The sequence below is a fragment of the Pseudomonas sp. 1 genome (assembly GCF_056626735.1).
The window spans coordinates 33651-59467 of the sequence record NZ_JBWXMQ010000010.1; the positions used below are offsets into that span (position 1 = coordinate 33651).

The following is a 25817-nucleotide window of genomic DNA, read 5'->3' on the forward strand; positions in this document are numbered from 1 at the left end:
CGGCGTCATGCAGCTGATTGAACATTCCGACTCGCCGCGCTACATCCGCCTGCACGAGCGGGACAACGTAGTGGTCGTGGTCAATGACCAGGGCGTTCCGGCCGGCACCGCTTTCGCCGATGGCCTGGTGACGGTGGATTTCGTGCCGCAGAGTCACAAGGTCAGCCTGGTGGACATCCCCGAGGGCGGCACGGTGATTCGTTACGGCCAGATCATTGGCTACGCGTTGCAGCCGATTCCCCGTGGCAGTTGGGTCAAGGAAGATCAATTGCGCATGCCGACCGCGCCGCCGCTGGACAGCCTTCCGCTGTCCACCGATGTGCCGGCCGCCCAGGCGCCGCTGGAAGGCTTCACATTCGAGGGGTATCGCAATGCCGACGGCACCGTCGGCACGCGCAACATCCTCGGGATCACCACCACCGTGCAGTGCGTCACCGGGGTACTGGATCACGCGGTCAAACGCATCAAGGATGAACTGTTGCCGAAGTATCCACATGTCGATGACGTGGTGGCGCTGACCCACAGTTACGGTTGCGGCGTGGCGATCACGGCCACCGACGCCTACATCCCGATCCGTACCGTGCGCAATCTGGCGCGCAACCCGAACCTCGGTGGCGAGGCGCTGGTGATCAGCCTGGGCTGCGAGAAACTGCAGGCCGGTCAGGTCATGCACGAAGACGATGCGTCGGTGGATCTGAGCGAGCCTTGGCTGTATCGCTTGCAGGATTCCAGTCACGGTTTCACCGAGATGATCGAACAGATCATGGAACTGGCCGAAACCCGCTTGAAGAAACTCGACCAGCGCCGCCGGGAAACCGTGCCGGCGTCCGAGCTGATCCTCGGCATGCAATGCGGCGGCAGCGATGCGTTTTCCGGGATCACCGCCAACCCGGCGCTGGGTTACGCCTCCGACTTGCTGCTGCGGGCGGGGGCGACGGTGATGTTTTCCGAAGTCACCGAAGTGCGCGACGCGATTTACCTGCTGACCTCACGGGCGCAGAGCAAAACCGTTGCCGAGGAACTGGTGCGCGAGATGGACTGGTACGACCGATACCTGGCCAAGGGCGAGGCGGATCGCAGCGCCAACACCACGCCAGGCAACAAGAAGGGCGGGTTGTCGAACATTGTCGAGAAGTCGTTGGGCTCGATCGTGAAGTCCGGCAGCAGTGCGATCAGCGGCGTGCTCGGCCCGGGGGAACGCTTCAAGCAGAAGGGGTTGGTTTTCTGTGCGACGCCGGCGAGTGATTTTGTCTGCGGCACGTTGCAACTGGCGGCGGGGATGAACCTGCATGTGTTCACCACCGGACGTGGTACGCCTTATGGTCTGGCCATGGCGCCGGTGGTGAAGGTTTCGACCCGTACCGAACTGGCGCAGCGCTGGCCGGATCTGATCGACATCGATGCCGGCCGGATTGCTACCGGACGCGCGTCCATCGAAGAGTTGGGCTGGGAGCTGTTCCACTACTACCTGGATGTGGCGAGCGGCAAGCAGCAGACGTGGGCGGAGAAGCACAAGCTGCATAACGACATTACGTTGTTCAATCCGGCGCCTATCACTTGATCTACTTGAGGGGTGTTGATCGTTCCCACGCTCCGCGTGGGAATGCAGCCCGGGACGCTCCGCGTCCCAACAGCGTGACGCGGAGCGTCACAGGAGACGTTACCACGCAGAGCGTGGGAACGATCAGGGTGAAAGTGGCTTATCATTGGCCCCCTGACGACGCTCACCTCCAAGGCTCTCCGGCATGCTGGCTATCTTCCTCGAAACCTTGAACATCACCGCGCCGGTGTTTGCCATGCTGTTTCTCGGTGTGCTGCTCAAGCGCATCGACTGGATCAACGACAACTTCATCCACACGGCATCGTCATTGGTGTTCAACGTCACCATGCCGGCGCTGCTGTTTCTCGGCATCCTGCATGCCGACCTGCACGCCGCGCTGCAACCGGCGCTGCTGATCTATTTCGCACTGGCCACGCTGGTCAGTTTTGCCGTGGCCTGGGGCTGGGCGATTTTTCGCTGTCCGCGCGAAGATCGTGGCATCTACACGCAAGGCGCGTTTCGCGGCAACAACGGGGTGATCGGCCTGGCGCTGGCGGCGAGCATGTACGGCGACTACGGAATTTCCCTCGGGGCGATTCTCGCGGCGCTGGTGATCCTGTTCTACAACACCCTGTCGACGATCGTGCTGGCGGTGTACAGCCCGGTGATCAAGTCCGATCCGTGGAGCATCTGCAAAAGCGTGGTCAGCAATCCGCTGATCATCAGCGTGATCGCAGCGGCACCGTTCGCTTATTTCAAGATCGGTCTGCCGGGGTGGCTGGAGACCTCGGGCCAATATCTGGCGCAGACCACGCTGCCGCTGGCCCTGATCTGCATCGGCGGTACGCTGTCGCTGGCGGCGCTGCGCAAGAGCGGCAACATGGCGCTCAGTTCGAGTCTGGTGAAGATGATCGGCCTGCCGGTGATCGCCACGCTGGGTGCATGGCTGTGGGGCTTTCGCGGGGCGGAGCTGGGGATTCTGTTTCTGTACTTCGGCAGCCCGACCGCCGCGGCCAGTTTCGTCATGGCCCGTGCCGCGCAGGGCAACCATGAACTGGCGGCGGCGATCATCGTGCTGACCACGTTGATGGCGGCGATCACCACCAACATCGGGATCTTCTTCTTGCAGTGGGGCGGGTGGATCTAGCCCGAGACCGGGCTTGATCTTTCGGGCCTCTTCGCGAACAGGCCCGTCAATCAGGGTTTCTGGTAGGTATCGATCACTTCCTGCGCCGCGCGGAACGCATCGATTGCCGCCGGCACGCCGGCGTACACCGCGCAATGCAGCAGCGCTTCGCGGATCTCATCGACCGTGCAGCCGTTGTTCAGCGCACCACGCACATGCCCCTTCAACTCCTGCGGACACTTCAGCGCGGTCAGTGCGGCAAGAGTGATCAGGCTGCGGGTTTTCAGCGGCAGGCCTTCGCGATTCCACACGCCGCCCCAAGCGTGTTCGTTGACGAAATCCTGCAACGGTTGAGTGAATTCGGTGGCGTTGCCCAGCGCGCGGTCGACAAACGCGTCGCCCATTACCTGACGGCGGACTTCAACCCCGGATTTCTTCGATTCGGTCATGGCACATCCCTCTTGTGGTGTTGGCGGCGCCAAGCGCGTACGGACGTAAAAAACAGAAACGTCAGCAGCGTCGGCAGCACATAAAACAGCATCAACCGTTCAAGCTTGCCGGCCAGTGGCATGCCGGTGGTGAACGACACCACGTGCAGCCCGTAAGCCAGATACAAACCAAGCAGCAACAGGCCTTCAGCCCGAGTCACGCGATAACCGGAATAGAACACCGGCAGGCACAGCGCCGCGACGCCGAGCATCACCGGCAGGTCGAAATCCAGTGCGTTCGGCGAGACCGACAGCGGCGTCGGCGCGATCAGTGCGGTGAGGCCCAGCACCCCAAGCAGATTAAACAGGTTGGCACCGATCACGTTGCCCACGGCAATGTCCCGCTGGCCGCGCAGCGCGGCGATCAGTGAGGTGGCGAGCTCCGGCAGCGAGGTGCCGACCGCGACCACGGTCAGACCGATCACCCGTTCGGAGAATCCCAGGTCGGTGGCCACGACCACGGCCGCACCCAGCAGCAGGTGCCCGGCGAACACCAGCATGCCCAGACCGCCGACGATCATCAGCAGGCTGGTAAACCACGGCGCCTGCGGATCGTGCGGTTGATCGGAATGCGGTCGGGTCGAGTGCCGCGACTGGCGCAGCAACAACCCGAGGTAAAGCCCCAGGGCGCCAAGCAGCAGTACGCCGTCGAGGCGCCCGAGCTCTTCATTCCATGCCAGCACGAACACCAGCAGGCTGGCGCCGATCATCAACGGGATGTCGAGGCGCACCAGTTGCCGCGACACCCGCAGCGGAATGATCAGCGCCGACAGGCCGAGGGTGACAAGAATGTTGAAAATACTGCTGCCGATCACGCTGCTGACGGCGATGTCCGGCGTGTGCGCCTGCACGGCCTGCAGGCTGACGGCCATTTGTGGAGCGCTGCTGCCGAGGGCAACGATGGTCAGGCCGATGATCAACGGTCGTACATGCAGGCGCGCGGCCAGGCGCACGGCGGCGCGCACCATCAGTTCGGCGCCGGCGATCAGCAGGAACAGCCCGCTGAGCAATTCGATCACGCTGATCAGGGGTAAGTCGGTCAATCCGAAAATGGTGGGCGCTCCATCAGTCGTCGAGAGCCTGGACCCGAACACGGGCGGTTCCACTGCGCAGCATACCGAGCTGTTCGGCCGCCGCACGTGAAACATCGATCAGGCGGCCACGGGTGTGCGGGCCGCGGTCGTTGATGCGGACCACGACGGATTCATCGTTTTTCAGGTTGGTGACCTTCACCCGTGTGCCGAACGGTAACTGGCGGTGGGCGGCGGTCAGGGAATTCTGGTTGAACGCTTCGCCGCTGGCGGTGCGTTTACCGTGGTGCTTGGCACCGTAATAGGAGGCGACGCCGGTCTGGTCGTAACCGTGCGGGTCGATGGTGTCGGTGCTGGCGCAACCGGCTAGCAAAGAGAGCAGGGCGCAGGCGCCGAGCAGACGTTTCATTCAAAAGCTCCCAAATAACAATGTGGGAGCGAGCTTGCTCGCGAAGAAGCCGTCACATTCAGCATCAATGTTGAATGTCACGACGCCTTCGCGGGCAAGTCGGAGCGCCGAACCGCCACTCCCACAGGGAATGGAGCCAGGCTTTGGATCTGGCTCCATTGTGGTCAGCCTTCGAGCTTGCTTTTCAGCAGTTCGTTCACTTGCTGCGGGTTGGCCTTGCCTTTGGAGGCTTTCATGGCCTGACCGACGAAGAAGCCGAACATCTTGCCGCGCTTGGCTTCGTCTGCCGCACGGTATTGCTCGACCTGCTCGGCGTTGGCCGCGAGCATTTCATCCAGTACCGCGGAGATTGCACCGGTGTCGGTGACTTGCTTCAGACCGCGCTTCTCGATGATCTCGTCCGCGCTGCCTTCACCGTTGGCCATCGCTTCGAACACCACCTTGGCGATCTTGCCGGAGATGGTGTTGTCCTTGATGCGCTGCAGCATGCCGCCCAGTTGCTCGGCCGAAACCGGCGAATCCTCGATGTCCAGGTTCTGCTTGTTGAGCAGGCTGCCCAACTCGACCATCACCCAGTTCGCCGCCAGTTTGGCGTCGCCGCCGATGCTGGCGACCTTCTCGAAGTAGTCCGCCTGCTCACGGCTGGTGGCCAGCACGTTGGCGTCGTAGGCCGACAGACCGAACGCAGTCTGGAAGCGCTCGCGTTTCTGCGGTGGCAGTTCCGGCAGGGTGGCGCGCACGTCGTTGAGGAACGAGTCCTCAATGACCACCGGCAGCAGGTCCGGATCGGGGAAGTAACGGTAGTCGTTGGCTTCCTCTTTGCTGCGCATCGGACGGGTCTCGTCCTTGTTCGGATCGTACAGACGGGTCTGCTGGATCACTTTGCCGCCGTCTTCGATCAGGTCGATCTGACGCTGGATTTCGGAGTTGATTGCCTTCTCGATGAAGCGGAACGAGTTGACGTTCTTGATCTCGCAACGGGTGCCGAATTCAACCTGGCCTTTGGGACGCACCGACACGTTGCAGTCGCAACGCAGCGAGCCTTCGGCCATGTTGCCGTCGCAGATGCCCAGGTAACGCACCAGCGCGTGGATCGCCTTGACGTAGGCCACGGCTTCCTTGGCGCTGCGCATGTCAGGTTCGGACACGATTTCCAGCAGCGGCGTGCCGGCACGGTTCAGGTCGATGCCGGTGGCACCGCTGAATTCTTCGTGCAGGCTTTTGCCGGCGTCTTCTTCAAGGTGCGCGCGGGTGATGCCGACGCGTTTGACCGTGCCGTCTTCCAGGGCGATGTCCAGGTGGCCCTTGCCGACGATCGGCAATTCCATCTGGCTGATCTGGTAGCCCTTCGGCAGATCCGGGTAGAAGTAGTTTTTACGGGCGAACACGTTGCGCTGGCCGATCTCGGCGTCAATCGCCAGACCGAACATCACCGCCATGCGCACGGCTTCCTGATTCAGTACCGGCAGGGTGCCGGGCATGCCCAGGTCGATCAGGCTGGCCTGGGTGTTCGGCTCGGAACCGAAAGTGGTGGAACTACCGGAAAAGATTTTCGACCGGGTGGTGAGCTGGGTGTGAATCTCCAGCCCGATCACGACTTCCCATTGCATGTGTGTCTCCTCAGAAGCCGGTTGGGGTGCGGGTGTGCCAGTCAGTGTTCAGTTGATACTGGTGCGCAACGTTGAGCAAGCGGCCTTCCTGGAAATACGGAGCGAGCAGTTGCACGCCGACCGGCAGACCATCGACAAAACCGGCCGGCATCGACAGGCCCGGCAGGCCCGCGAGGTTAGCGGTGATGGTGTAGACGTCTTCCAGGTAGGCAGCGACCGGGTCGCTGTTCTTGGCGCCGAGTTTCCAGGCCGGGTTTGGCGTGGTCGGGCCGAGGATGATGTCGACTTCGTTAAATGCGCTCATGAAGTCGTTCTTCACCAGGCGACGGATCTTCTGCGCTTTCAGGTAGTAGGCGTCGTAGTAACCGGCGGACAGCGCGTAGGCACCGACCATGATCCGGCGCTGGACTTCAGCTCCGAAGCCTTCGCCACGCGAGCGCTTGTACAGGTCTTCCAGGTTCTTCGGGTCTTCGCAGCGGTGGCCGAAGCGCACGCCGTCGAAACGCGACAGGTTGGAGGACGCTTCTGCCGGGGCGATCACGTAGTACGCAGGAATCGCGTGCTGCATGTTCGGCAGGCTGATTTCCTTGATCACGGCACCGAGCTTCTGCAGCTCTTTGATGCTGTTCTGGATCAGGTCGGCGATGCGCGGGTCGAGACCGGCGCCGAAGTATTCCTTCGGCACGCCGATGCGCAGCCCTTGCAGCGAACCGTTCAGGCCGGCGGTGTAGTCCGGCACTGGCTCATCGATGCTGGTGGAGTCGTTCGGATCGAAGCCGGCCATACCTTGCAACAAAATCGCGCAGTCTTCGGCGGTGCGAGCCAATGGGCCGCCCTGATCGAGGCTGGAGGCGTAAGCAATCATGCCCCAGCGCGACACCCGACCGTAGGTCGGCTTCAGGCCGGTGAGGTTGGTGAACGCGGCCGGTTGGCGGATCGAACCGCCGGTGTCGGTGGCCGTGGCAGCCGGTAGCAGACGAGCGGCAACTGCTGCCGCCGAACCACCGGACGAACCGCCCGGCACGTGTTCCAGGTTCCACGGGTTTTTCACCGCGCCGTACCAGCTCGACTCGTTGGCCGAACCCATGGCGAATTCGTCCATGTTGGTCTTGCCCAGAGTCACGGTGCCGGCGGCGGCCAGCTTCGACACCACGGTGGCGTCGTACGGGGCCTTGAAGTTGTCGAGCATCCTTGAGCCGCAACTGGTGCGGATGCCCTGGGTGCAGAACAGGTCTTTGTGGGCGATCGGCGCACCGAGCAGCGCGCCGCTCTCACCATTGGCCCGGCGCACGTCGGCGGCTTTGGCCTGCTCGAGGGCCAGCTCTTCGGTGAGGCTGATGAAACTGTTGAGCTGCGGATCGAGCTGGGTAATGCGCGCCAGCAGGACTTTGGTCAGCTCTTCGGAAGAAAACTTTTTATCGGCGAGACCGCGGGCGATCTCGGCCAGAGTCAATTGATGCATTGCAGGCTCTTTCCCTTTAGTCGATGACTTTCGGAACCAGGTACAGGCCGTTTTCGACCGCTGGTGCGATGGACTGATAAGCCTCGCGGTTATTGCTTTCGGTCACGACGTCGGCGCGCAGGCGCTGACTGGCTTCCAGCGGGTGGGCCAGCGGCTCGATACCGTCGGTATCGACCGCCTGCATTTCGTCGACCAGCCCGAGAATGCTGTTGAGGGCCGAAGTGATATGTGGAAGATCGGCGTCATTAAGGCCAAGGCTGGCCAGATGAGCGATTTTTTCCACGTCGGAGCGTTCTAGCGCCATCGGGTTTCTCCAGTGGAAAACAGGACGGACGGCGTCCGTGTGTTAGATTGTCGGAACACTACCGCACTTCTACGGTCATAAGGCCGCGATTGTGGGGCTTGGTGCACAGAAAAGCGGCCAATTTAACATATTGGCGCCTTGCCCAAAATCCCTGTCGTTGTTAGAGTTTGCCGCACTTTTTTACCCACGCGTTGCCTAGGGTCCCTTTCCCATGTTCAAGAAACTGCGTGGCATGTTTTCCAGCGATCTTTCCATTGACCTGGGCACTGCCAACACCCTTATTTACGTGCGCGAGCGCGGCATCGTCCTGAATGAGCCATCGGTTGTGGCCATTCGGACACACGGTAACCAGAAAAGTGTCGTCGCTGTCGGCACCGAGGCCAAGCGCATGCTCGGTCGTACGCCGGGCAACATTGCTGCCATTCGTCCGATGAAGGACGGCGTGATCGCCGACTTCAGCGTCTGCGAAAAGATGCTGCAATACTTTATCAACAAGGTTCACGAAAACAGCTTTCTGCAGCCCAGCCCTCGTGTGCTGATCTGCGTTCCATGCAAGTCCACCCAGGTTGAGCGTCGTGCCATCCGTGAATCGGCCCTTGGCGCCGGTGCCCGTGAAGTGTTCCTGATCGAAGAACCAATGGCCGCTGCAATCGGTGCCGGTCTGCCGGTTGAAGAAGCTCGCGGTTCGATGGTCGTGGATATCGGTGGTGGTACTACCGAAATCGCGCTGATCTCCCTGAACGGTGTGGTCTATGCCGAATCCGTACGCGTTGGCGGCGACCGCTTCGACGAAGCGATCATCACCTACGTGCGCCGCAACTACGGCAGCCTGATCGGCGAATCCACCGCCGAGCGCATCAAGCAGGAAATCGGCACAGCCTACCCGGGCGGCGAAGTTCGCGAAGTCGACGTTCGCGGTCGCAACCTGGCCGAAGGCGTTCCACGCGCATTCACCCTGAACTCCAACGAAGTGCTGGAAGCTCTGCAAGAGTCCCTGGCAACCATCGTTCAGGCCGTGAAAAGTGCTCTTGAGCAATCGCCGCCGGAACTGGCTTCCGACATCGCCGAGCGTGGCCTGGTGCTGACCGGTGGTGGCGCGCTGCTGCGTGACCTCGACAAGCTGCTGGCCCAGGAAACCGGTCTGCCGGTGATCGTTGCCGAAGATCCGCTGACCTGCGTCGCTCGCGGCGGTGGCCGTGCATTGGAAATGATGGACAAGCACACCATGGACCTGCTCTCCAGCGAATAATCGCCGGGTGCAATACGTGGGTGAGCGCGCAGGCAGCACTTTGCAGTGCTGCCTGTTGGCGTTTATCTTCTGTCAGTCTTCATCCAGGCCGGTTTGATGCCGTATGAATAAACAGAACATTTGCCTGGGAGGAGCGGCTTATTAAACCGCTTTTCGCCAAGGGCCCCTCACTGGGCGTGCGCTTGTTGGTGCTGGCCGTGCTATCGGTCGCGCTGATGGTCGTTGACGCGCGTTTCAGCCTGCTTAAACCCGTACGCAGCCAGGCCTCGCTGGTGCTGATGGACGCCTACTGGATTACTGACCTGCCCGGACGGTTGTGGGAAGGTATCGCCAGCCAGTTTGGCAGTCGCACCGAGCTCGTGGCCGAAAACGAAAAACTCAAGTCGGAGAACCTGCTGTTGCAGGGGCGCATGCAGAAGCTTGCCGCCCTCACCGAGCAGAACGTCCGTCTGCGCGAGTTGCTCAATTCCTCCGCGCTGGTCAACGAGAAGGTCGAAGTGGCCGAGCTGATCGGCATGGACCCCAACCCTTTCACCCATCGCATCATCATCAATAAAGGTGAGCGTGATGGCGTGGTGCTCGGTCAGCCGGTGCTCGATGCTCGCGGTCTGATGGGGCAGGTGGTCGAGCTGATGCCATACACCTCCCGCGTATTGTTGCTGACCGACTCGACTCACAGCATTCCCGTGCAGGTGAACCGTAATGGTCTGCGGGCGATCGCCAGTGGGACGGGCAACCCGGAGCGCCTTGAGTTGCGCCATGTTGCCGATACTGCCGATATCAAGGAAGGGGATCTGTTGGTCAGCTCCGGCCTGGGTCAGCGTTTTCCGGCCGGTTATCCGGTGGCAACGGTCAAGGAAGTCATCCACGACTCCGGCCAGCCTTTCGCCATTGTTCGCGCTGTGCCGACCGCCGCACTGAACCGCAGCCGTTACCTGCTGCTGGTATTCAGTGACAACCGCACCGCCGAAGAACGTGCCAATGATGCCGCGCAGGCGCAGGAAAACCTTGATGCCTTCGGTGGCGGTCCGGTGATTCCAGCCACAGTGCCGAAAATCGTCACACCGCCTGCCGCAGCCGCAACAGCAACCCCTGCCACGGCGACACCGGCTGCGCCTGCCGCCAGCACCACGCCGGTCAAACCCGCTGCAAGCAAACCGCCTGCAGCCACACCAGCGGCCAGCAAACCACCGGCAAGTCAACCGGCGGCTCGACCAGCGGCCAAACCGCCAGTCACTGCGCCGGCTACCACCGGGAGGCAAGAATAATGGTCGGGGCTACCGCATCGCGGAACGGCTGGATTGTCTGGCTGACGTTTATTGTCGGCATACTGCTCAGTGTGTCGCCACTGCCCATTTTCATGGAAATCCTGCGCCCGCTGTGGCTGGCCTTGCTCCTGACTTTCTGGGCTTTGTATCTGCCGCACACCGTCGGCATGGTCACGGCTTTCTGCCTGGGACTGGCCGAGGACGTGCTGCAGGGCGACCTGCTCGGTCAGAATGCCTTGATCCTGACCCTGATCACATTCCTGGTGCTTTCATTGCAGCAACGTCTGCGAATGTTCCCGATGTGGCAGCAAAGCCTGGTGATTCTGGTGATCTTCGGCCTTGCCCAGCTGGTACAGCTTTGGCTCAGTGCCTTGACCGGCAACCGTCAGCCGACCCTCGCGCTGGTCCTGCCGGCACTGGTCAGTGCCTTGCTCTGGCCATGGGTCAGCTTCGCTCTGCGTGGATTGCGCCGGCGCTACAAAATCAACTGATCGCTCAGGCATTTGCCCGTACCAGTGCTTGCCTCGCAAATGAAGAGCTTTTTGGGCGAGTGGCTGTTGTTGCCAGACAAGGCGCCGTGACGAGTCATAGCGTGCTATGGCGAGGAGCGGCAACGCAGTAGGCAACACCAGACGCCGACCAAAGGGAACAGCATTTGTGAGGCCGGGCACCAAACAGGGAGATGTCTTGATGAAGCCGCTTTACCTCGCCTCAGGATCGCCGCGTCGGCGTGAATTGCTCACGCAGATCGGCATCCCGTTTACCGCCATCAGCGCGGATATCGATGAAACCCCTCTAGCCCATGAATCCCCATCGGCCTACGTCGAGCGCCTGGCGCGCGGCAAGGCCGAAGCCGGGCGGCGCACGGTCGTTTCCGATGTGGCGTTTTGCGTACTGGGCGCCGACACCGCCGTGGTGCTGGACGGCAAAATTCTTGGCAAACCGGTGGACGAAGCCGATGCATGCGCCATGCTGATGATGCTGTCCGGAAAGGAGCACGAAGTGCTGACGGCGATTGCCGTACTTGACGGCGAGCGCTGCGAGTCGCGTGTGGTGCGCAGTCTGGTGCGGTTCCGGTCGATCAGCCGCGAAGAAGCCGCCGCCTACTGGGCCAGCGGTGAGCCTCGGGACAAGGCGGGTGGCTACGGCATTCAGGGGCTCGGCGCGGTGTTCGTTGCCGGCCTTAATGGCAGTTACTCGGCGGTCGTCGGCTTGCCGGTGTGCGAAAGCGCAGAACTGCTCGGCCATTTCGGCATACCCTGTTGGCAAACCCTGAACGCGCAATGAGCGTCGAACGGAAAAGATGCGGCCATAATCGTGAACATGCCTGAACGAGACCCTGCCATGAGTGAAGAGATTCTGATCAACATCACGCCGATGGAATCGCGCGTGGCGGTGGTCGAAAACGGTGTGCTGCAAGAAGTGCACGTCGAGCGTACGCAAAAACGCGGGATCGTCGGCAACATCTATAAAGGCAAGGTGGTGCGCGTCCTGCCGGGCATGCAGGCGGCATTCGTCGACATCGGTCTGGATCGCGCAGCTTTCATTCACGCCTCGGAAATTTCCCTGCGCGAAGGCCCGGCGGTGGAAAGCATCAGCGCCCTTGTGCACGAAGGCCAGAGCCTGGTGGTTCAAGTCACCAAGGATCCGATCGGTTCCAAAGGCGCGCGGCTGACTACGCAACTGTCGATTCCGTCGCGCTATCTTGTGTACATGCCGCGTACCGCCCACGTCGGCATTTCCCTGAAAATTGAAGACGAAGCCGAGCGCGAACGTCTCAAACAGGTGGTCAGCGATTGCGTGGCCAAAGAAGGCATCAAGGAGGCCGGCGGCTTCATTCTGCGCACCGCCGCCGAAGGTGCCGGGGCCGATGAGATCCTGATGGACATCCGCTACCTGCGCCGCCTCTGGGATCAGATCAACGAACAGATCAAGACCATCGGCGCACCGAGCGTCATCTACGAAGACCTCGGCCTGGCGCTGCGCACCCTGCGCGATCTGGTCAGCCCGAAGATCGAGAAGATCCGCATCGACTCCCGGGAAACCTTCCAGAAGACCACGCAGTTCGTTGCCGAGCTGATGCCGGAAATCGCCGATCGTCTGGAGCACTACCCGGGTGAACGGCCGATCTTCGATCTTTATGGCGTCGAGGATGAAATCCAGAAAGCCCTGGAGCGCAAGGTGCCGCTGAAGTCCGGTGGCTATCTGGTGATCGACCCGGCGGAAGCCATGACCACCATCGATGTGAACACCGGGGCGTTTGTCGGTCATCGCAACCTCGAAGAGACCATCTTCAAGACCAACCTCGAAGCCGCGACCGCGATCGCCCGGCAGATGCGCCTGCGCAACCTGGGCGGGATCATCATCATCGACTTCATCGACATGGAAGATGAAGAGCATCAGCGTCAGGTGCTGCGTACTCTGGAGAAACAGCTGGAGCGCGATCACGCCAAGACCAACATCATCGGTATCACCGAGTTGGGTTTGGTGCAGATGACGCGCAAGCGCACCCGCGAAAGTCTCGAGCAAGTGCTGTGCGAACCGTGCAGCAGCTGTCAGGGCCGGGGCAAGCTGAAAACCCCGGAAACCATTTGCTACGAGATTTTCCGCGAGATCCTGCGTGAAGCCCGGGCCTATCAGGCCGAGGGTTATCGGGTGCTGGCGAACCAGAAGGTGGTGGATCGCCTGCTCGATGAAGAGTCCGGTAACGTGGCCGAGCTTGAAGGTTTCATCGGGCGCACCATACGCTTTCAGGTGGAAACCATGTATTCCCAGGAACAATATGACGTGGTGCTGCTCTGAATCCCTGCGTCACCCTTTTCCTGAAACGGCTGGCCTCAGCTTTTTGCAGTATTTTTGCCATGGGAGCCAACTGACATGGAACGTCTGACACGCATTTTGGCCGCACTGACCCGCTGGGGTCTGGGCCTGTGCGCGTTGGTTCTGGTATTGATGGCGTTGTACGTCAGTCTCGGCCGGGAACTCACGCCGCTGGTGGCCGAATACCGCGCGGATATCGAAGACAAGGCCAGTGCTGCCCTGGGCATGCCACTGCAGATCGGCGAGCTGGAAGGCAACTGGAGCGGATTTGCGCCGATCCTGCTGGCTCATGACGTGATGGTCGGCAGCGGCGCCAACGCCTTGCGCCTGGATCGGGTGCGTGCGGTGCCGGATCTGTGGGCCAGTCTGCTGGCTCGCGAAGTGCGAATCGCCCACCTTGAACTCAATGGCCTGAAGATCAGCCTCAAGGAAGGCGAAGACGGAAAGTGGGCGCTGGAAGGCCTGCCGGTGCAGCAGGATCAGCCCATGGATCCCGAGCAACTGTTCAACCGCATGCAAATGATTCAGCAACTGTCGGTGCTCGACAGCCAGGTGACCTTGCAGCCGCGGGAACAGGCACCGCTGACCTTCACGTATGTCGGCCTCAATCTAAAAACTGGCACTAGCCGCCAGCGCCTCGATGCGCGGTTGACCCTGCCGGACGGCCAGCCCGTGGCGCTGAGCCTGCGCACGCGGATTCGTGCGAACAACTGGCAGAACAGCGAAGTGGAAGGTTATGTCAGCCTGCCGCAGAGCGACTGGTCGAAATGGCTGCCCGAGCGCCTGACCCGACAATGGAATTTCTCCGAGATCAAGGCCGGCGGGGAGCTGTGGGTCAACTGGCGCGAAGGGGCGTTGCAGAGTGCTGCGATCCGTCTCAACGCGCCGCAACTGACCGGCGCCTATGCCGAACGCAAGCCGATCCAGATCAACAATCTGGCGCTCGACGGCTACTTCCAGCGCGGTCCGGAGGGAGCCACTGTCACGCTTGATTCGCTGGCGATGAATTTCGGCGAAACCCGTTGGGAATCGCATGTCCAGATCAAACAGACCGCTGCCACCGACAAGACTGAAGAGCTCTGGCATTTGCAGGCCGACCGGCTCGACCTGACGCCGATCACGCCCTTGCTCAATGCCCTCGGCCCGTTGCCCGAAGGCTTCGCCACCGTGGTCGAGCGCCTGAAAGTGACCGGCGGTCTGCGCAACGTGCTGCTGGATTTCCGGCCGAACGCCACCGACGACAGCAAATTCAGCTTCGCTGCCAACCTTGATCAGGTCGGTTTCGACGCCTATCACGGCGCCCCGGCGGCCCGGAACGTCAGCGGCAGTCTCAGCGGCAACCTCGGCGGCGGCGAGCTGCGCATGGACAGCAAGGATTTCGTCCTGCACCTCGATCCGATTTTTGCCAAGCCGTGGCAATACATTCAGGCCAACGCCCGATTGACCTGGAAGCTCGATAAAGAAGGTTTCACCCTGATCGCCCCCTACCTGAAGGTGCTCGGCGAGGAGGGCAAGATCGCTGGCGACTTCCTGATCCGCCTGCATTTCGATCACAGTCAGGAAGACTACATGGACCTGCGGGTCGGTCTGGTGGACGGCGACGGTCGTTATACCGCCAAGTACCTGCCGCAAGTCCTGAGCCCGGCACTCGACGAATGGCTGCGTACGGCGATTCTCAAGGGCGCAGTGGATCAAGGGTTCTTCCAGTATCAGGGCTCGCTGAACAAGAACGCCGGGGAAGCTGATCGCAGCATCAGTCTGTTCTTCAAGGTGCATGACGCCGAACTGGCGTTCCAGCCGGGCTGGCCGCATGTGAGCAAGGTCGACGGTGACGTGTTCATCGAAGACAGCGGCGTGCGTATTCTCGCCAGCAAGGGCCAGTTGCTCGACACTCAGGTCAGCGATGTCTTCGTCAATATTCCCCATGTGCCGAGCGGCGAGCACAGCCATATGTTCCTCGACGGCACCTTTGCCGGCGGGCTGGGCGATGGCTTGAAGATTCTTCAGGAAGCGCCGATCGGCACCGCCGACACCTTCGCCGGCTGGGAAGGCGAGGGCGATCTGCAAGGTACGCTCAAGCTCGATGTGCCGTTGGCCAAGGGCGATCAGCCGAAAATCCTCGTCGATTTCAAAACTGCCAATGCGCAATTGAAACTGGCGGAGCCGAAGCTCGAACTGAGCCAGCTCAAGGGTGATTTCCGCTTCGACAGCGCCAAGGGCCTGAGCGGGCAGAACATCAGTGCCCGGGCCTTCGACAAACCGGTCACCGCGCAAATTTTCGCCGACGGCGGACCCGGCAAACTCAAGACCCGGGTGGCAGCGTCAGGGCAGGTCGAGGTCAAGAAACTCACCGACTGGCTGGGCGTGACTCAGCCGTTGCCGGTGTCCGGGACCCTTCCATATCAGCTGCAGGTGAATCTGGACGGTGCCGACAGCCAATTGATGGTCAGTTCCAGCATGAAGGGTGTGGCGGTGGATTTGCCGGCACCGTTCGGCATGGCCGCCGATGTCGGGCGTGACACGGTGTTCCGCATGACGTTGCAGGGACAGGAGCGGCGTTACTGGGTCAATTACGATCAACTGGCCAACTTCACCTTCGCTGCGCCACCGGACAATTTTGCCGATGGCCGTGGCGAATTGTTCCTCGGCGCCGGCGAAGCGGTGTTGCCGGGTAACAAAGGTTTGCGGATACGCGGCGTGTTGTCCGAGCTGGACGTCAAACCCTGGCAGGATCTGCTGGACAAGTACGCTGGTCAGGATCCAGGCGGCAATGCCAAGCAGTTGCTCAGCAGCGCGGACTTCAAGATCGGCAAACTCACGGCCTTCGGCACCACGCTGGATCAGGCGGCAGTGCAAGTGAATCGCAAGCCTGGCGCCTGGGCTCTGGCCCTCGACAGTCAACAGGCCAAAGGCACGGCCGGCATTCCCGACGCCAAGGGCGCGCCGATTGCGGTGAACCTGCAATACGTGCGGTTGCCGGCGCCGGACCCGACGGTGCAGGCCGACGAAAACGCGCCCGATCCACTGGCTTCGGTCGATCCGAGCAAGATTCCGGCGCTGGATATCACCATCAATCAATTGTTCCTGGGCCAGGACCTGGTCGGTGGCTGGTCGCTCAAGGTTCGGCCGACCGCCAAGGGCATCGCCCTGAACAACCTTGATCTGGGTCTCAAGGGCATTCTCTTGCAGGGCAGCGGTGGCTGGGAAGGTGCACCCGGTGCCACGACCAGTTGGTACAAGGGCCGGATCGGCGGCAAGAACCTCGCCGATGTGCTCAAGGGCTGGGGTTTTGCGCCGAGCGTGACCAGCGAAGAATTCCACATGGATGTCGATGGCCGATGGCCGGGCTCGCCGGCGTGGTTGGCGACCAAACGTTTCTCCGGCACCCTCGATGCGTCGTTGAACAAAGGCCAGTTTGTCGAAGTGGAGGGCGGGGCTCAGGCATTGCGCGTATTCGGTCTGCTCAACTTCAACTCCATTGGCCGGCGTTTGCGTCTCGACTTCTCCGATCTGTTCGGCAAAGGCTTGAGCTATGACCGGGTGAAGGGATTGTTGGAGGCGACCAACGGGGTCTATGTCACGAAAGAGCCGATCAAGTTGACCGGCCCTTCGAGCAACCTGGAACTGGATGGCACGCTGGATCTGGTGGGCGACAAAGTGGATGCCAAATTGCTGGTGACTTTGCCGGTGACCAACAACCTGCCGATTGCCGCGCTGATTGTCGGCGCGCCGGCAGTCGGCGGTGCCTTGTTCCTGATCGACAAGCTGATCGGCGATCGCGTGGCGCGCTTCGCCAGCGTCAAATACACCGTCAAAGGGCCTTGGAAAGAGCCGAAAATCACCTTCGACAAGCCTTTTTGAACAGCCACCCTCTGAACCGATGGAGTAGCATGGCCGCATATCTCTTGCGGAGTGCGCCATGTCTTTAGCGGTGATTCAAATGGTCAGCCAAAGCGATGTGCTGGCCAATCTGCGCGATGCCCGACGTTTGCTCGAACAAGCAGCCAGTGCCGGCGCGAAGCTGGCCGTGCTGCCGGAAAATTTCGCGGCCATGGGGCGTCGCGACATTGCCGATATCGGCCGGGCCGAAGCGCTTGGCGATGGCCCGATCCTGCCGTGGTTGAAACAGACCGCCCGCGACCTCAGGTTATGGATTGTGGCCGGCACCTTGCCGTTGCCGCCAATGGGGCAGCCTGAGGCCAAGTCCCATGCCTGCTCGTTGCTGGTGAACGATCAGGGTGAAATCGTTGCCCGCTATGACAAGTTGCACCTGTTCGATGTTGACGTAGCGGACAATCGCGGCCGTTACCGCGAATCCGATGACTATGCTTATGGCAGTGGCGTGGTGGTCGCGGATACGCCGGTCGGGCGATTGGGGCTGACGGTGTGTTACGACCTGCGCTTCCCGGAGCTGTACAGCGAATTGCGCGCTGCCGGGGCTGAACTGATTACCGCACCGTCGGCTTTCACCGCTGTGACGGGGGCGGCGCACTGGGATGTGCTGATCCGCGCGCGGGCCATTGAAACCCAGTGCTATGTGCTGGCGGCCGCTCAGGGCGGAACGCATCCGGGGCCGCGTGAAACCTTTGGCCACGGGGCGATTGTCGATCCGTGGGGGCGCGTGCTGGCGCAACGGGAACGAGGCGAAGCCGTGCTGTTGGCCGAGCGCGACAGCAGTGAACAAGCGTCCATCCGGGCGCGAATGCCGGTGACGGGTCATCGGCGGTTTTTTTCGCAGGGCGCACAGCGACCTGCTTCAGAACACGAATTTAAGGCGTAAAACCTATGAGCGAGTTGTTGTCCTCAGTCAGTGATCACCTGTTGGCGCCCGGCGGCGTGACGATCGAGAGTCTGCAAGGCGTGCTCGGTGATCTGGCGGGCCCAGGCATCGATGCGGCCGACCTGTATTTCCAGGGGCAGATTTCCGAGTCCTGGTCGCTGGAAGACGGCATCGTCAAGGAAGGCAGTTTCAACCTCGACCAGGGTGTCGGCGTGCGTGCGCAGTCCGGTGAGAAAACCGGTTTCGCCTACAGTAACGCGATCACCCTCGAAGCCCTCGGCGCAGCGGCCCGTGCGGCCCGTTCGATTTCCCGCGCCGGGCAGAACGGCACGGTGCAGGCGTTCAGCGCCCAGGACGTCGCCCAGCTGTATGCGCCGGATAACCCGCTGGAAGTGCTCAGCCGCGCTGAAAAAGTTGACCTGCTCAAGCGCATCGACGTGGCGACCCGCGCCCTAGACCCGCGTATCCAGCAGGTGAGCGTAAGCATGGCCGGGGTCTGGGAACGTATTCTGGTGGCTTCGACCGACGGTGGCCTGGCTGCCGATGTGCGTCCGCTGGTGCGTTTCAACGTCAGCGTGATCGTCGAGCAGAACGGTCGTCGCGAGCGTGGCGGCCACGGCGGCGGTGGGCGTACCGACTACCGTTATTTCCTCGCCGAAGACCGCGCCATGGGCTATGCCCGTGAAGCGTTGCGTCAGGCGCTGGTGAATCTGGAAGCGATTCCGGCACCCGCCGGCACATTGCCGGTTGTTCTGGGCTCGGGCTGGTCCGGCGTGCTGCTGCACGAAGCGGTGGGTCACGGTCTGGAAGGCGACTTCAACCGCAAGGGCAGTTCGGCCTACAGCGGTCGCATGGGTGAAATGGTTGCCTCGAAACTTTGCACCATCGTCGATGACGGCACGTTGGCCGGTCGTCGCGGTTCCCTGAGCGTCGACGACGAAGGCACCCCGACCGAGTGCACCACGCTGATCGAAAACGGCGTACTCAAGGGCTACATGCAGGACAAGCTCAATGCGCGGCTGATGGGCGTAGCCCGTACCGGTAACGGTCGCCGTGAATCCTATGCGCACCTGCCGATGCCGCGGATGACCAACACATACATGCTCGGCGGCGAGAGCGATCCGGCGGAAATCATCGCCTCGGTGAAGAAGGGTATCTACTGCGCCAACCTCGGCGGTGGTCAGGTCGACATCACCAGCGGCAAGTTCGTGTTCTCCACCAGCGAGGCTTACCTGATCGAGGATGGCAAGATCACCGCACCGGTTAAAGGCGCAACGTTGATCGGCAACGGTCCGGAAGCGATGAGCCGGGTGTCGATGGTCGGTAACGATCTGGCGCTGGACAGCGGTGTGGGGACTTGCGGCAAGGACGGCCAGTCGGTGCCGGTAGGTGTCGGTCAGCCGACGCTGAAGATCGATGCGATCACCGTGGGTGGCACGGGCGCATAAGAAGGATGGAGCTTCGGGTGGCGCGCGGTGCGGCCACCCGGTGGCGAATATCAGCGCAGACCGCGTTGAGTCTCGTCCAGCTCACGGATGTACTTGAAGATTTTACGGCTCGAGGCAGGAGGCTTGTTATGCGCTACCTCGTGCTGGGCCTGACGGATCAGGGAGCGCAGTTGCTGGCGGTCGGCGTCCGGGTACTCGACGACGAATTTCTCCAGCACGGCATCGTCACCGGCGATCAGGCGGTCACGCCAGCGTTCGAGGTTGTGGAACCGCTCGTTGTACTGACGGGTAGAGGCATCGAGTTGATCGAGCAGCTCAAGGATCGCGGTGGTGTCCTGATCGCGCATGAGTTTGCCGATGAACTGCAAATGCCGTTTACGTGCAATGTGCGCAACGTGTTTGGGCGCATCGGCCAGAGCCCGGCGCAGGGCGTCGGTCAGTGGCAGTTTGGCCAGCCGGTCCGGCTTGAGTGTCGTAAGGCGCTCGCCAAGGTCAACCAGAGCATGCAGCTCGCGTTTGACCTGGGATTTGCTTTTTTCTCCCGTATCGAGGGAGTCGTCGTAAGAATCAACCATGGTGGCAGTCCGCAAAGAAACGCCGCCATGATAACCAGTCGGGGGCCGCTTGTCCGGCCCGGTCGCTCGAAGGCCCCAGCCGAAAGCAGAATTTGAGTGGAGATGAGCATGAGTGCAGTTGAAAGCGTCGGCCCACAGGCATTGCCGGCACTGCAGGAACAGGTCGAGCAGATCATCGCCGAAGCCAAGCGTCAGGGCGCCAGTGCCTGCGAAGTGGCGGTGTCGCTGGAGCAGGGACTGTCCACGTCGGTGCGTCAACGTGAAGTCGAGACGGTCGAGTTCAACCGCGATCAGGGCTTTGGCATCACCTTGTACGTCGGTCAGCGCAAAGGCTCGGCCAGCACCTCCGCCACCGGGCCGGATGCGATTCGCGAGACCGTCGCTGCAGCGCTGGCGATTGCCAAGCACACCTCCGAAGACGAAGCCTCCGGGCTGGCCGATGCCGCGCTGATGGCCAGGGATATTCAGGATTTCGATCTGTTCCACGAATGGGACATCACCCCGGAGCAGGCCATCGAGAAAGCGCTGCTCTGCGAAGCTGCCGCGTTCGATGCCGATGCCCGCATCAAGAATGCCGATGGCACCACGTTGAGCACTCATCAGGGCTGCCGCGTGTACGGCAACAGCCATGGTTTCATCGGTGGTTATGCCTCGACCCGGCACAGCCTGAGCTGTGTGATGATCGCCGAGGCCGATGGCCAGATGCAGCGCGATTACTGGTATGACGTGAACCGTCAGGGCAGTTTGCTGGCGGATCCGGTGAGCATTGGCCAGCGTGCGGCACAACGGGCGGCGAGCCGTCTGGGGGCGCGTCCGGTACCGACCTGCGAAGTGCCGGTTTTGTTTTCAGCGGAACTGGCAGGTGGATTGTTCGGCAGCTTCCTGTCGGCGATTTCCGGCGGCAGTCTGTACCGCAAATCGTCATTCCTTGAAGGCACCCTGGGGCAGAAGCTGTTCCCGGAATGGTTGACCATCGACGAGCGCCCGCACCTGATGCGTGCCATGGGCAGTGCATCGTACGACGGTGACGGTCTGGCGACCTATGCCAAGCCGTTCGTCGAAAAGGGTGAGTTGGTCTCGTACATCCTCGGCACCTATTCGGGTCGCAAACTCGGCATGCCGAGTACCGCCAACGCCGGCGGCGTGCATAACCTGTTTGTCACTCATGGCGATGAAGACCAGGCGGCCTTGCTGCGGCGTATGGGGCGCGGGTTTCTGGTCACCGAGTTGATGGGCCATGGTCTGAACATGGTGACCGGTGATTACTCGCGCGGTGCGGCGGGTTTCTGGGTCGAGAACGGTGAAATCCAGTTCGCGGTGCAGGAAGTGACCATCGCCGGCAACATGCGCGACATGTTCAAGCAGATCGTCGCCGTTGGTAACGATCTGGAACTGCGCAGCAATATTCGCACCGGCTCGGTGTTGATCGAGAAGATGACTGTGGCGGGCAGTTAAGCCCCCGTCAGGTAAACAAAGGCGCGCCACCCAATTGGGGTGGCGCGCTTTTTTTGTGTCCGAAAATTTTTTTAGCTGATCAGGTCAGCTAAAAAGCCGCCCTTGTTTTGGTTCTTATTATCATCTAATAATAAATCTCATTATCGGATGAGCCCAGGATCATGAGTTCTGCCTTGCACGAGCAGCCGTACCTCGAAAGCTGGCGCTGGATGAGTCGCCAGATCCGTTGCGCGATGGATCCCGACGAGCCGCGTCTGATCGAACACTACTTGGCCGAAGGCCGATATCTGGCCTGCTGCACAGTGACCTCACCCTGGATGGTCGCTGAAACCTCTTTCCGTCTGCTGCTCGACACGGCCTCCGACATCGCGCTGCCGTGGCATTGGCGCAGCCTCTGTCTCGATCAAGCCTGGCGACCGCTGCGTGAAATGGAACGCCTCTCAATGTGCAAATGCCGGCTCAAACGCTGGCAAAGCTACACCTGGCAGCTCGCCACCTGCGAGTTGCAACCCTCGATTCCTCTCATTGAATTAGTCCAAGGATTTAGCGATGACCAAGACACGTATTGAGCGCGACAGTATGGGCGAACTGCAGGTGCCGGTGGACGCTCTCTACGGCGCGCAGACCCAGCGTGCAGTGGATAACTTCCCGATCAGCGGCAAGCCGATGCCGACCCAGTTCATCCGTTCCCTGATTCTGGCGAAAGCGGCCGCCGCCCGCGCCAACGTCGAACTCAACCAGATCAGCGCCGCGCAAGGCAAGGCCATCAGCGATGCCGCTCAAGCACTGCTGGAAGGCGACTTCATGCAGCATTTCCCGGTGGATATCTTCCAGACCGGCTCCGGCACCAGCTCCAACATGAACGCCAACGAAGTGATCGCCACCCTGGCCAGCCGCCTGCTCGAAGAACCGGTGAACCCCAACGATCACGTCAACTGCGGGCAGAGCAGCAACGACATCATCCCGACCACCATCCACGTCAGCGCCGCGTTGGCCCTGCACGAACAATTGCTGCCGGCGCTGCTGCATCTGGTGCAAGTGATCGAGCGCAAGTCCGGGCAAGTCCATCATCACGTCAAGACTGGCCGCACCCACTTGATGGACGCGATGCCGGTGCGCATGAGTCAGGTACTCAACGGTTGGGCACAGCAGCTCAAGGCCAATATCGGTCATCTGCAGGATTTGCTGCCAAGCCTGCAATCTCTGGCTCAGGGCGGCACGGCGGTCGGCACCGGGATCAATGCGCATCCGGAGTTCGCAGCGCGTTTCAGCCGCCAGTTGAGCCTGTTGACCAACGTCCAGTTCACGCCGGGCAAGGATCTGTTCGCCCTGATCGGCTCGCAGGACACCGCCGTAGCGGTGTCGGGTCAGCTCAAGGCTACTGCCGTGTCGCTGATGAAAATCGCCAACGACCTGCGCTGGATGAATTCCGGCCCGCTCGCCGGCCTCGGTGAAATCGAGCTGGAGGGTTTGCAACCGGGGTCGTCGATCATGCCGGGCAAGGTCAATCCAGTAATTCCTGAAGCTACCGCCATGGTCGCCGCGCAAGTGATCGGCAACGATTCGGTGATCACCATCGCCGGTCAGTCGGGCAATTTCGAATTGAACGTGATGCTGCCGATCATCGCCCAGAACCTGTTGAGCAGCATCGAGTTGCTGGCCAACTCCGGCCGTCTGCTGGCCGACAAGGCCATCGCCAGCTTCAAGGTCAACGAGTCGCGGCTCAAGGAAGCGCTGTCGCGCAACCCGATTCTGGTGACCGCGCTCAACCCGATCATCGGTTACCAGAAAGCCGCCGAAATCGCCAAGCAGGCCTACAAACAGGGCCGTCCGGTGATCGACGTCGCGCTGGAACACACCGACCTGTCGCGCAGCCAACTGGAAGAGTTGCTCAATCCCGAGAAACTCACCGCCGGCGGCGTGTAAGCACCGCAACCGCTTTGGAGGTTCACCATGGAGCACTGGAAACGCACGATCGAACGGGCCAATCGCTGTTTCATGCTGGGCGATCTGATCGATGCCCGCGAGGCTTATCTGCAAGCCTTGGCCCTGGCTCAAGTGTTGTTCGAACGCTGGGCCGATGCCGACGAAGCGGTGGCGGCCTGCGTCATTTCCCATCACAACCTGGCGGATCTGCATCTGCGCCTGAATCAGCCGGAGGAGAGCGCCGAGTACCTCTGCGCTATCCACCAGCGCCTGTTGCAGACCATGCAGGACGAGCGACTGCGCCCGGCGCTGCGTGAAGCGGCATTGCGCCAGAGCAGCAAGACCTACGTCGAGCTGCTCAATTTCATCAGCGAACACGGCGAATACCCGCGCACCCAGCGTTTGCTGCACCCGGATACAGGCAATGCGCGCCGCGCGCCTGCCCCACATCACCATGGAGTCCATTGAAATGGCTTTTACCCTGCCAGCCTTGCCTTACGCCTACGACGCTCTGGAACCGCACATCGATGCGCAAACCATGGAGATCCACTACACCAGACATCATCAGACCTATATCAACAATCTGAACGCTGCAATCGAGGGCACCGAGTTCGCGGAATGGCCGGTGGAAAAACTGGTCGCCAGCGTCCAGCAACTACCGGAAAAACTTCGTGCGGCGGTGATCAACCAGGGGGGCGGTCACGCCAACCACTCGCTGTTCTGGGAAGTAATGGTGCCCAACGGTGGTGGTAAACCGGATGGTGCGCTGGCCAGGGCGATCGATGAACAATTGGGCGGCCTCGACAGCTTCAAGGACGCTTTCACCAAAGCCGCGCTGACCCGTTTCGGCAGTGGCTGGGCCTGGCTCAGTGTGACGCCGGACAAGAAACTGGTGGTGGAAAGCAGCGGTAACCAGGACAGCCCGCTGATGAGCGGCAATACGCCGATTCTCGGGCTCGATGTGTGGGAGCACGCGTACTACCTGCGTTATCAGAACCGTCGGCCGGAATACATCAGCGCGTTCTACAACGTCATCAATTGGCCGGAAGTCGCTGCGCGCTATCAGGCCGCGCTGGTTTAAGTCTTCTATAAAAACAATCCAAGGCTGACTATGGGCACTGAAACACTGGCGATCGGAAGTGGGCGTATGTTTCGTTACGCAATTGGATCGCTGTTGCTGTTGGCGGGTATGACCTTACTGGTCGCCCACGGACTGGAATGGCTGAATCTGGAGCCCAGGCTATCGCGTGCATTGCAGGGCGGGGCGATTTGCGCCCTCGGCACCGCACTTGGAGCCGTTCCAGTGTTGGTGATCCGCAACATGCCCCAGGCACTGGGCGATACGCTGCTGGGTTTTGGCGCCGGTGTGATGCTGGCGGCGACCGCGTTTTCGCTGATCGTGCCGGGAATCGCCGCCGCCGAAAGTCTGGGACTGAGTCCGTGGGGCGCCAGCGGCCTGATCTGCTTTGGCATCATGCTCGGAGCGTTCGGTCTGTATCTGGTTGACCGCCGGGTGTCGGGCGCTTCGCCGGAAATGCTCATCGGCACTGTCGAGCATCCGGTGATTCCGCCGCGGATCTGGTTGTTTGTGTTCGCCATCATCGCCCACAACATCCCGGAAGGGATGGCTGTCGGCGTCTCGGCTGGCGGTGGAATGCCGGACGCAGACAGTCTGGCGATGGGCATTGCCTTGCAGGATGTGCCGGAAGGGCTGGTGATTGCACTGGTGTTGGCTGGCGCCGGGATGTCGCGGGTGAAGGCGTTTTTGATTGGCGCAGCGTCAGGACTGGTCGAGCCGGTGTTCGCGCTTCTGTGTGCGTGGCTGGTCAGTCTGGCCGAGTTGTTGCTGCCCTTGGGGTTGGCGTTGGCGGCGGGAGCCATGCTGCTGGTGGTGACTCACGAGGTTATCCCGGAGTCGCGACGCAATGGCCATGAGAAGCTGGCAAGTCTGGGATTGCTGATCGGCTTCTGTCTGATGATGGTGATGGACACGGCGTTGGGATGAGTCGGGAGGAGGGAGCGAACTCCCTCGCCTCAAGCGTTCTCAACCACCTTCGTCGAAGTAGTTGTTAATCAGCGTTACCAACTCGTCCATGGCTTCCTGTTCCTGATGACCTTCGGTGCTCAGGTAGATTTTGGTGCCCTTGCCTGCAGCGAGCATCATCATCGCCATGATGCTTTTGCCGTCAACCGTGGTTTCCGGGGTGCGGCCCACTCTGATCGTGCAATCGGGAAACTTACCCGCCACCCCGACGAATTTTGCCGATGCGCGGGCATGCAGGCCCAGCTTGTTGATGATTTCTATTTCCCGAGCAGGCATCGCGGT

24 protein-coding genes are annotated in these 25817 nt (G+C 61.3%); 16 read left to right on the forward strand and 8 right to left on the reverse strand.

What is annotated here, in order from left to right; genetic code table 11:
- Positions 1-7 precede the first annotated feature (7 nt).
- Positions 8-1561, forward strand: a complete 1554-nt coding sequence (gene garD / locus AC1MDC_RS16350; RefSeq protein WP_480393344.1) for a galactarate dehydratase — start codon at positions 8-10, stop codon at positions 1559-1561.
- A 184-nt stretch (positions 1562-1745) separates the two neighbouring features.
- On the forward strand, positions 1746-2687 hold the full coding sequence (locus AC1MDC_RS16355; protein WP_085702465.1) for an AEC family transporter: 942 nt from the start codon (positions 1746-1748) through the stop codon (positions 2685-2687).
- Between the two features lie 50 nt (positions 2688-2737).
- Here the strand turns inward: AC1MDC_RS16355 and AC1MDC_RS16360 are convergent, their stop codons facing one another.
- From AC1MDC_RS16360 to gatC, 6 genes are all read right to left on the reverse strand, one after another.
- Positions 2738-3115 carry a carboxymuconolactone decarboxylase family protein gene (locus tag AC1MDC_RS16360; protein WP_085698443.1) on the reverse strand — a complete coding sequence of 126 codons (378 nt, stop codon included), beginning with the start codon at positions 3113-3115 and terminating at the stop codon, positions 2738-2740.
- Positions 3112-4173: a calcium/sodium antiporter gene (locus AC1MDC_RS16365; protein ID WP_085698566.1), complete on the reverse strand. Its 1062-nt coding sequence runs from the start codon at positions 4171-4173 to the stop codon at positions 3112-3114. Before AC1MDC_RS16365 ends, AC1MDC_RS16360 begins: the two co-directional genes overlap by 4 nt.
- Before the next feature lie 46 nt (positions 4174-4219).
- Positions 4220-4594, reverse strand: coding sequence for a septal ring lytic transglycosylase RlpA family protein (locus AC1MDC_RS16370; RefSeq protein ID WP_039769262.1), 375 nt, complete (start codon positions 4592-4594; stop codon positions 4220-4222).
- A 164-nt stretch (positions 4595-4758) separates the two neighbouring features.
- Positions 4759-6204 carry an Asp-tRNA(Asn)/Glu-tRNA(Gln) amidotransferase subunit GatB gene (gene gatB / locus AC1MDC_RS16375; RefSeq protein ID WP_085698444.1) on the reverse strand — a complete coding sequence of 482 codons (1446 nt, stop codon included), beginning with the start codon at positions 6202-6204 and terminating at the stop codon, positions 4759-4761.
- A 10-nt stretch (positions 6205-6214) separates the two neighbouring features.
- Positions 6215-7666, reverse strand: a complete 1452-nt coding sequence (gatA, locus tag AC1MDC_RS16380; RefSeq protein WP_085698445.1) for an Asp-tRNA(Asn)/Glu-tRNA(Gln) amidotransferase subunit GatA — start codon at positions 7664-7666, stop codon at positions 6215-6217.
- Between the two features lie 16 nt (positions 7667-7682).
- Positions 7683-7970 (reverse strand): Asp-tRNA(Asn)/Glu-tRNA(Gln) amidotransferase subunit GatC, encoded by a 288-nt coding sequence (gene gatC, locus AC1MDC_RS16385; protein WP_085698446.1) that lies wholly within the window; start codon positions 7968-7970, stop codon positions 7683-7685.
- Between the two features lie 211 nt (positions 7971-8181).
- Between gatC and mreB the strand changes: the two genes are divergently transcribed.
- The 8 genes from mreB (at position 8182) to tldD (ending at position 19535) form a co-directional block, all read left to right on the forward strand.
- Positions 8182-9219 (forward strand): rod shape-determining protein MreB, encoded by a 1038-nt coding sequence (gene mreB, locus AC1MDC_RS16390; protein WP_002555108.1) that lies wholly within the window; start codon positions 8182-8184, stop codon positions 9217-9219.
- Between the two features lie 140 nt (positions 9220-9359).
- On the forward strand, positions 9360-10487 hold the full coding sequence (gene mreC, locus AC1MDC_RS16395; RefSeq protein WP_480393408.1) for a rod shape-determining protein MreC: 1128 nt from the start codon (positions 9360-9362) through the stop codon (positions 10485-10487).
- Positions 10487-10978, forward strand: coding sequence for a rod shape-determining protein MreD (mreD, locus tag AC1MDC_RS16400; RefSeq protein ID WP_064593386.1), 492 nt, complete (start codon positions 10487-10489; stop codon positions 10976-10978). Before mreC ends, mreD begins: the two co-directional genes overlap by 1 nt.
- A gap of 199 nt (positions 10979-11177) precedes the next feature.
- The gene (locus AC1MDC_RS16405) at positions 11178-11774 is read left to right on the forward strand and encodes a Maf family protein (protein ID WP_085698448.1); all 597 of its coding nucleotides are present in this window, start codon (positions 11178-11180) and stop codon (positions 11772-11774) included.
- 57 nt (positions 11775-11831) lie between these two features.
- Positions 11832-13289 (forward strand): ribonuclease G, encoded by a 1458-nt coding sequence (gene rng / locus AC1MDC_RS16410; RefSeq protein WP_007953605.1) that lies wholly within the window; start codon positions 11832-11834, stop codon positions 13287-13289.
- Positions 13290-13364: 75 nt separating this feature from the next.
- Positions 13365-17168, forward strand: coding sequence for a YhdP family protein (locus tag AC1MDC_RS16415; protein WP_480393345.1), 3804 nt, complete (start codon positions 13365-13367; stop codon positions 17166-17168).
- Positions 17169-17226: 58 nt separating this feature from the next.
- Entirely contained in the window at positions 17227-18087 is an 861-nt protein-coding gene (locus AC1MDC_RS16420; RefSeq protein WP_480393346.1) for a carbon-nitrogen hydrolase family protein, read from the forward strand.
- Positions 18088-18092: 5 nt separating this feature from the next.
- Positions 18093-19535, forward strand: a complete 1443-nt coding sequence (tldD, locus tag AC1MDC_RS16425; protein WP_480393347.1) for a metalloprotease TldD — start codon at positions 18093-18095, stop codon at positions 19533-19535.
- Positions 19536-19585: 50 nt separating this feature from the next.
- On the opposite strand, the gene yjgA is transcribed toward tldD, so the two are convergent.
- Entirely contained in the window at positions 19586-20110 is a 525-nt protein-coding gene (yjgA, locus tag AC1MDC_RS16430) for a ribosome biogenesis factor YjgA (protein ID WP_085698452.1), read from the reverse strand.
- Positions 20111-20218: 108 nt separating this feature from the next.
- On the opposite strand from yjgA, the gene pmbA reads away from it, so the two are divergent.
- From pmbA to AC1MDC_RS16460, 6 genes are all read left to right on the forward strand, one after another.
- Positions 20219-21565 carry a metalloprotease PmbA gene (gene pmbA / locus AC1MDC_RS16435; RefSeq protein WP_480393348.1) on the forward strand — a complete coding sequence of 449 codons (1347 nt, stop codon included), beginning with the start codon at positions 20219-20221 and terminating at the stop codon, positions 21563-21565.
- 161 nt (positions 21566-21726) lie between these two features.
- Positions 21727-22134, forward strand: a complete 408-nt coding sequence (locus AC1MDC_RS16440; RefSeq protein ID WP_480393349.1) for a FagA protein — start codon at positions 21727-21729, stop codon at positions 22132-22134.
- Entirely contained in the window at positions 22115-23491 is a 1377-nt protein-coding gene (locus AC1MDC_RS16445; RefSeq protein ID WP_480393350.1) for a class II fumarate hydratase, read from the forward strand. The genes AC1MDC_RS16440 and AC1MDC_RS16445 overlap by 20 nt, the downstream gene beginning before the upstream one ends.
- A 27-nt stretch (positions 23492-23518) precedes the next feature.
- Positions 23519-23959 carry a hypothetical protein gene (locus tag AC1MDC_RS16450; protein WP_085698456.1) on the forward strand — a complete coding sequence of 147 codons (441 nt, stop codon included), beginning with the start codon at positions 23519-23521 and terminating at the stop codon, positions 23957-23959.
- 1 nt (position 23960) lies between these two features.
- The gene (locus AC1MDC_RS16455) at positions 23961-24572 is read left to right on the forward strand and encodes a superoxide dismutase (protein WP_480393351.1); all 612 of its coding nucleotides are present in this window, start codon (positions 23961-23963) and stop codon (positions 24570-24572) included.
- 30 nt (positions 24573-24602) lie between these two features.
- Positions 24603-25496: a ZIP family metal transporter gene (locus tag AC1MDC_RS16460; RefSeq protein ID WP_085608078.1), complete on the forward strand. Its 894-nt coding sequence runs from the start codon at positions 24603-24605 to the stop codon at positions 25494-25496.
- 39 nt (positions 25497-25535) lie between these two features.
- Here AC1MDC_RS16460 and AC1MDC_RS16465 read toward each other — a convergent pair whose 3' ends face one another.
- The gene (locus tag AC1MDC_RS16465) at positions 25536-25811 is read right to left on the reverse strand and encodes an HPr family phosphocarrier protein (protein ID WP_085698459.1); all 276 of its coding nucleotides are present in this window, start codon (positions 25809-25811) and stop codon (positions 25536-25538) included.
- Positions 25812-25817: the final 6 nt, after the last annotated feature.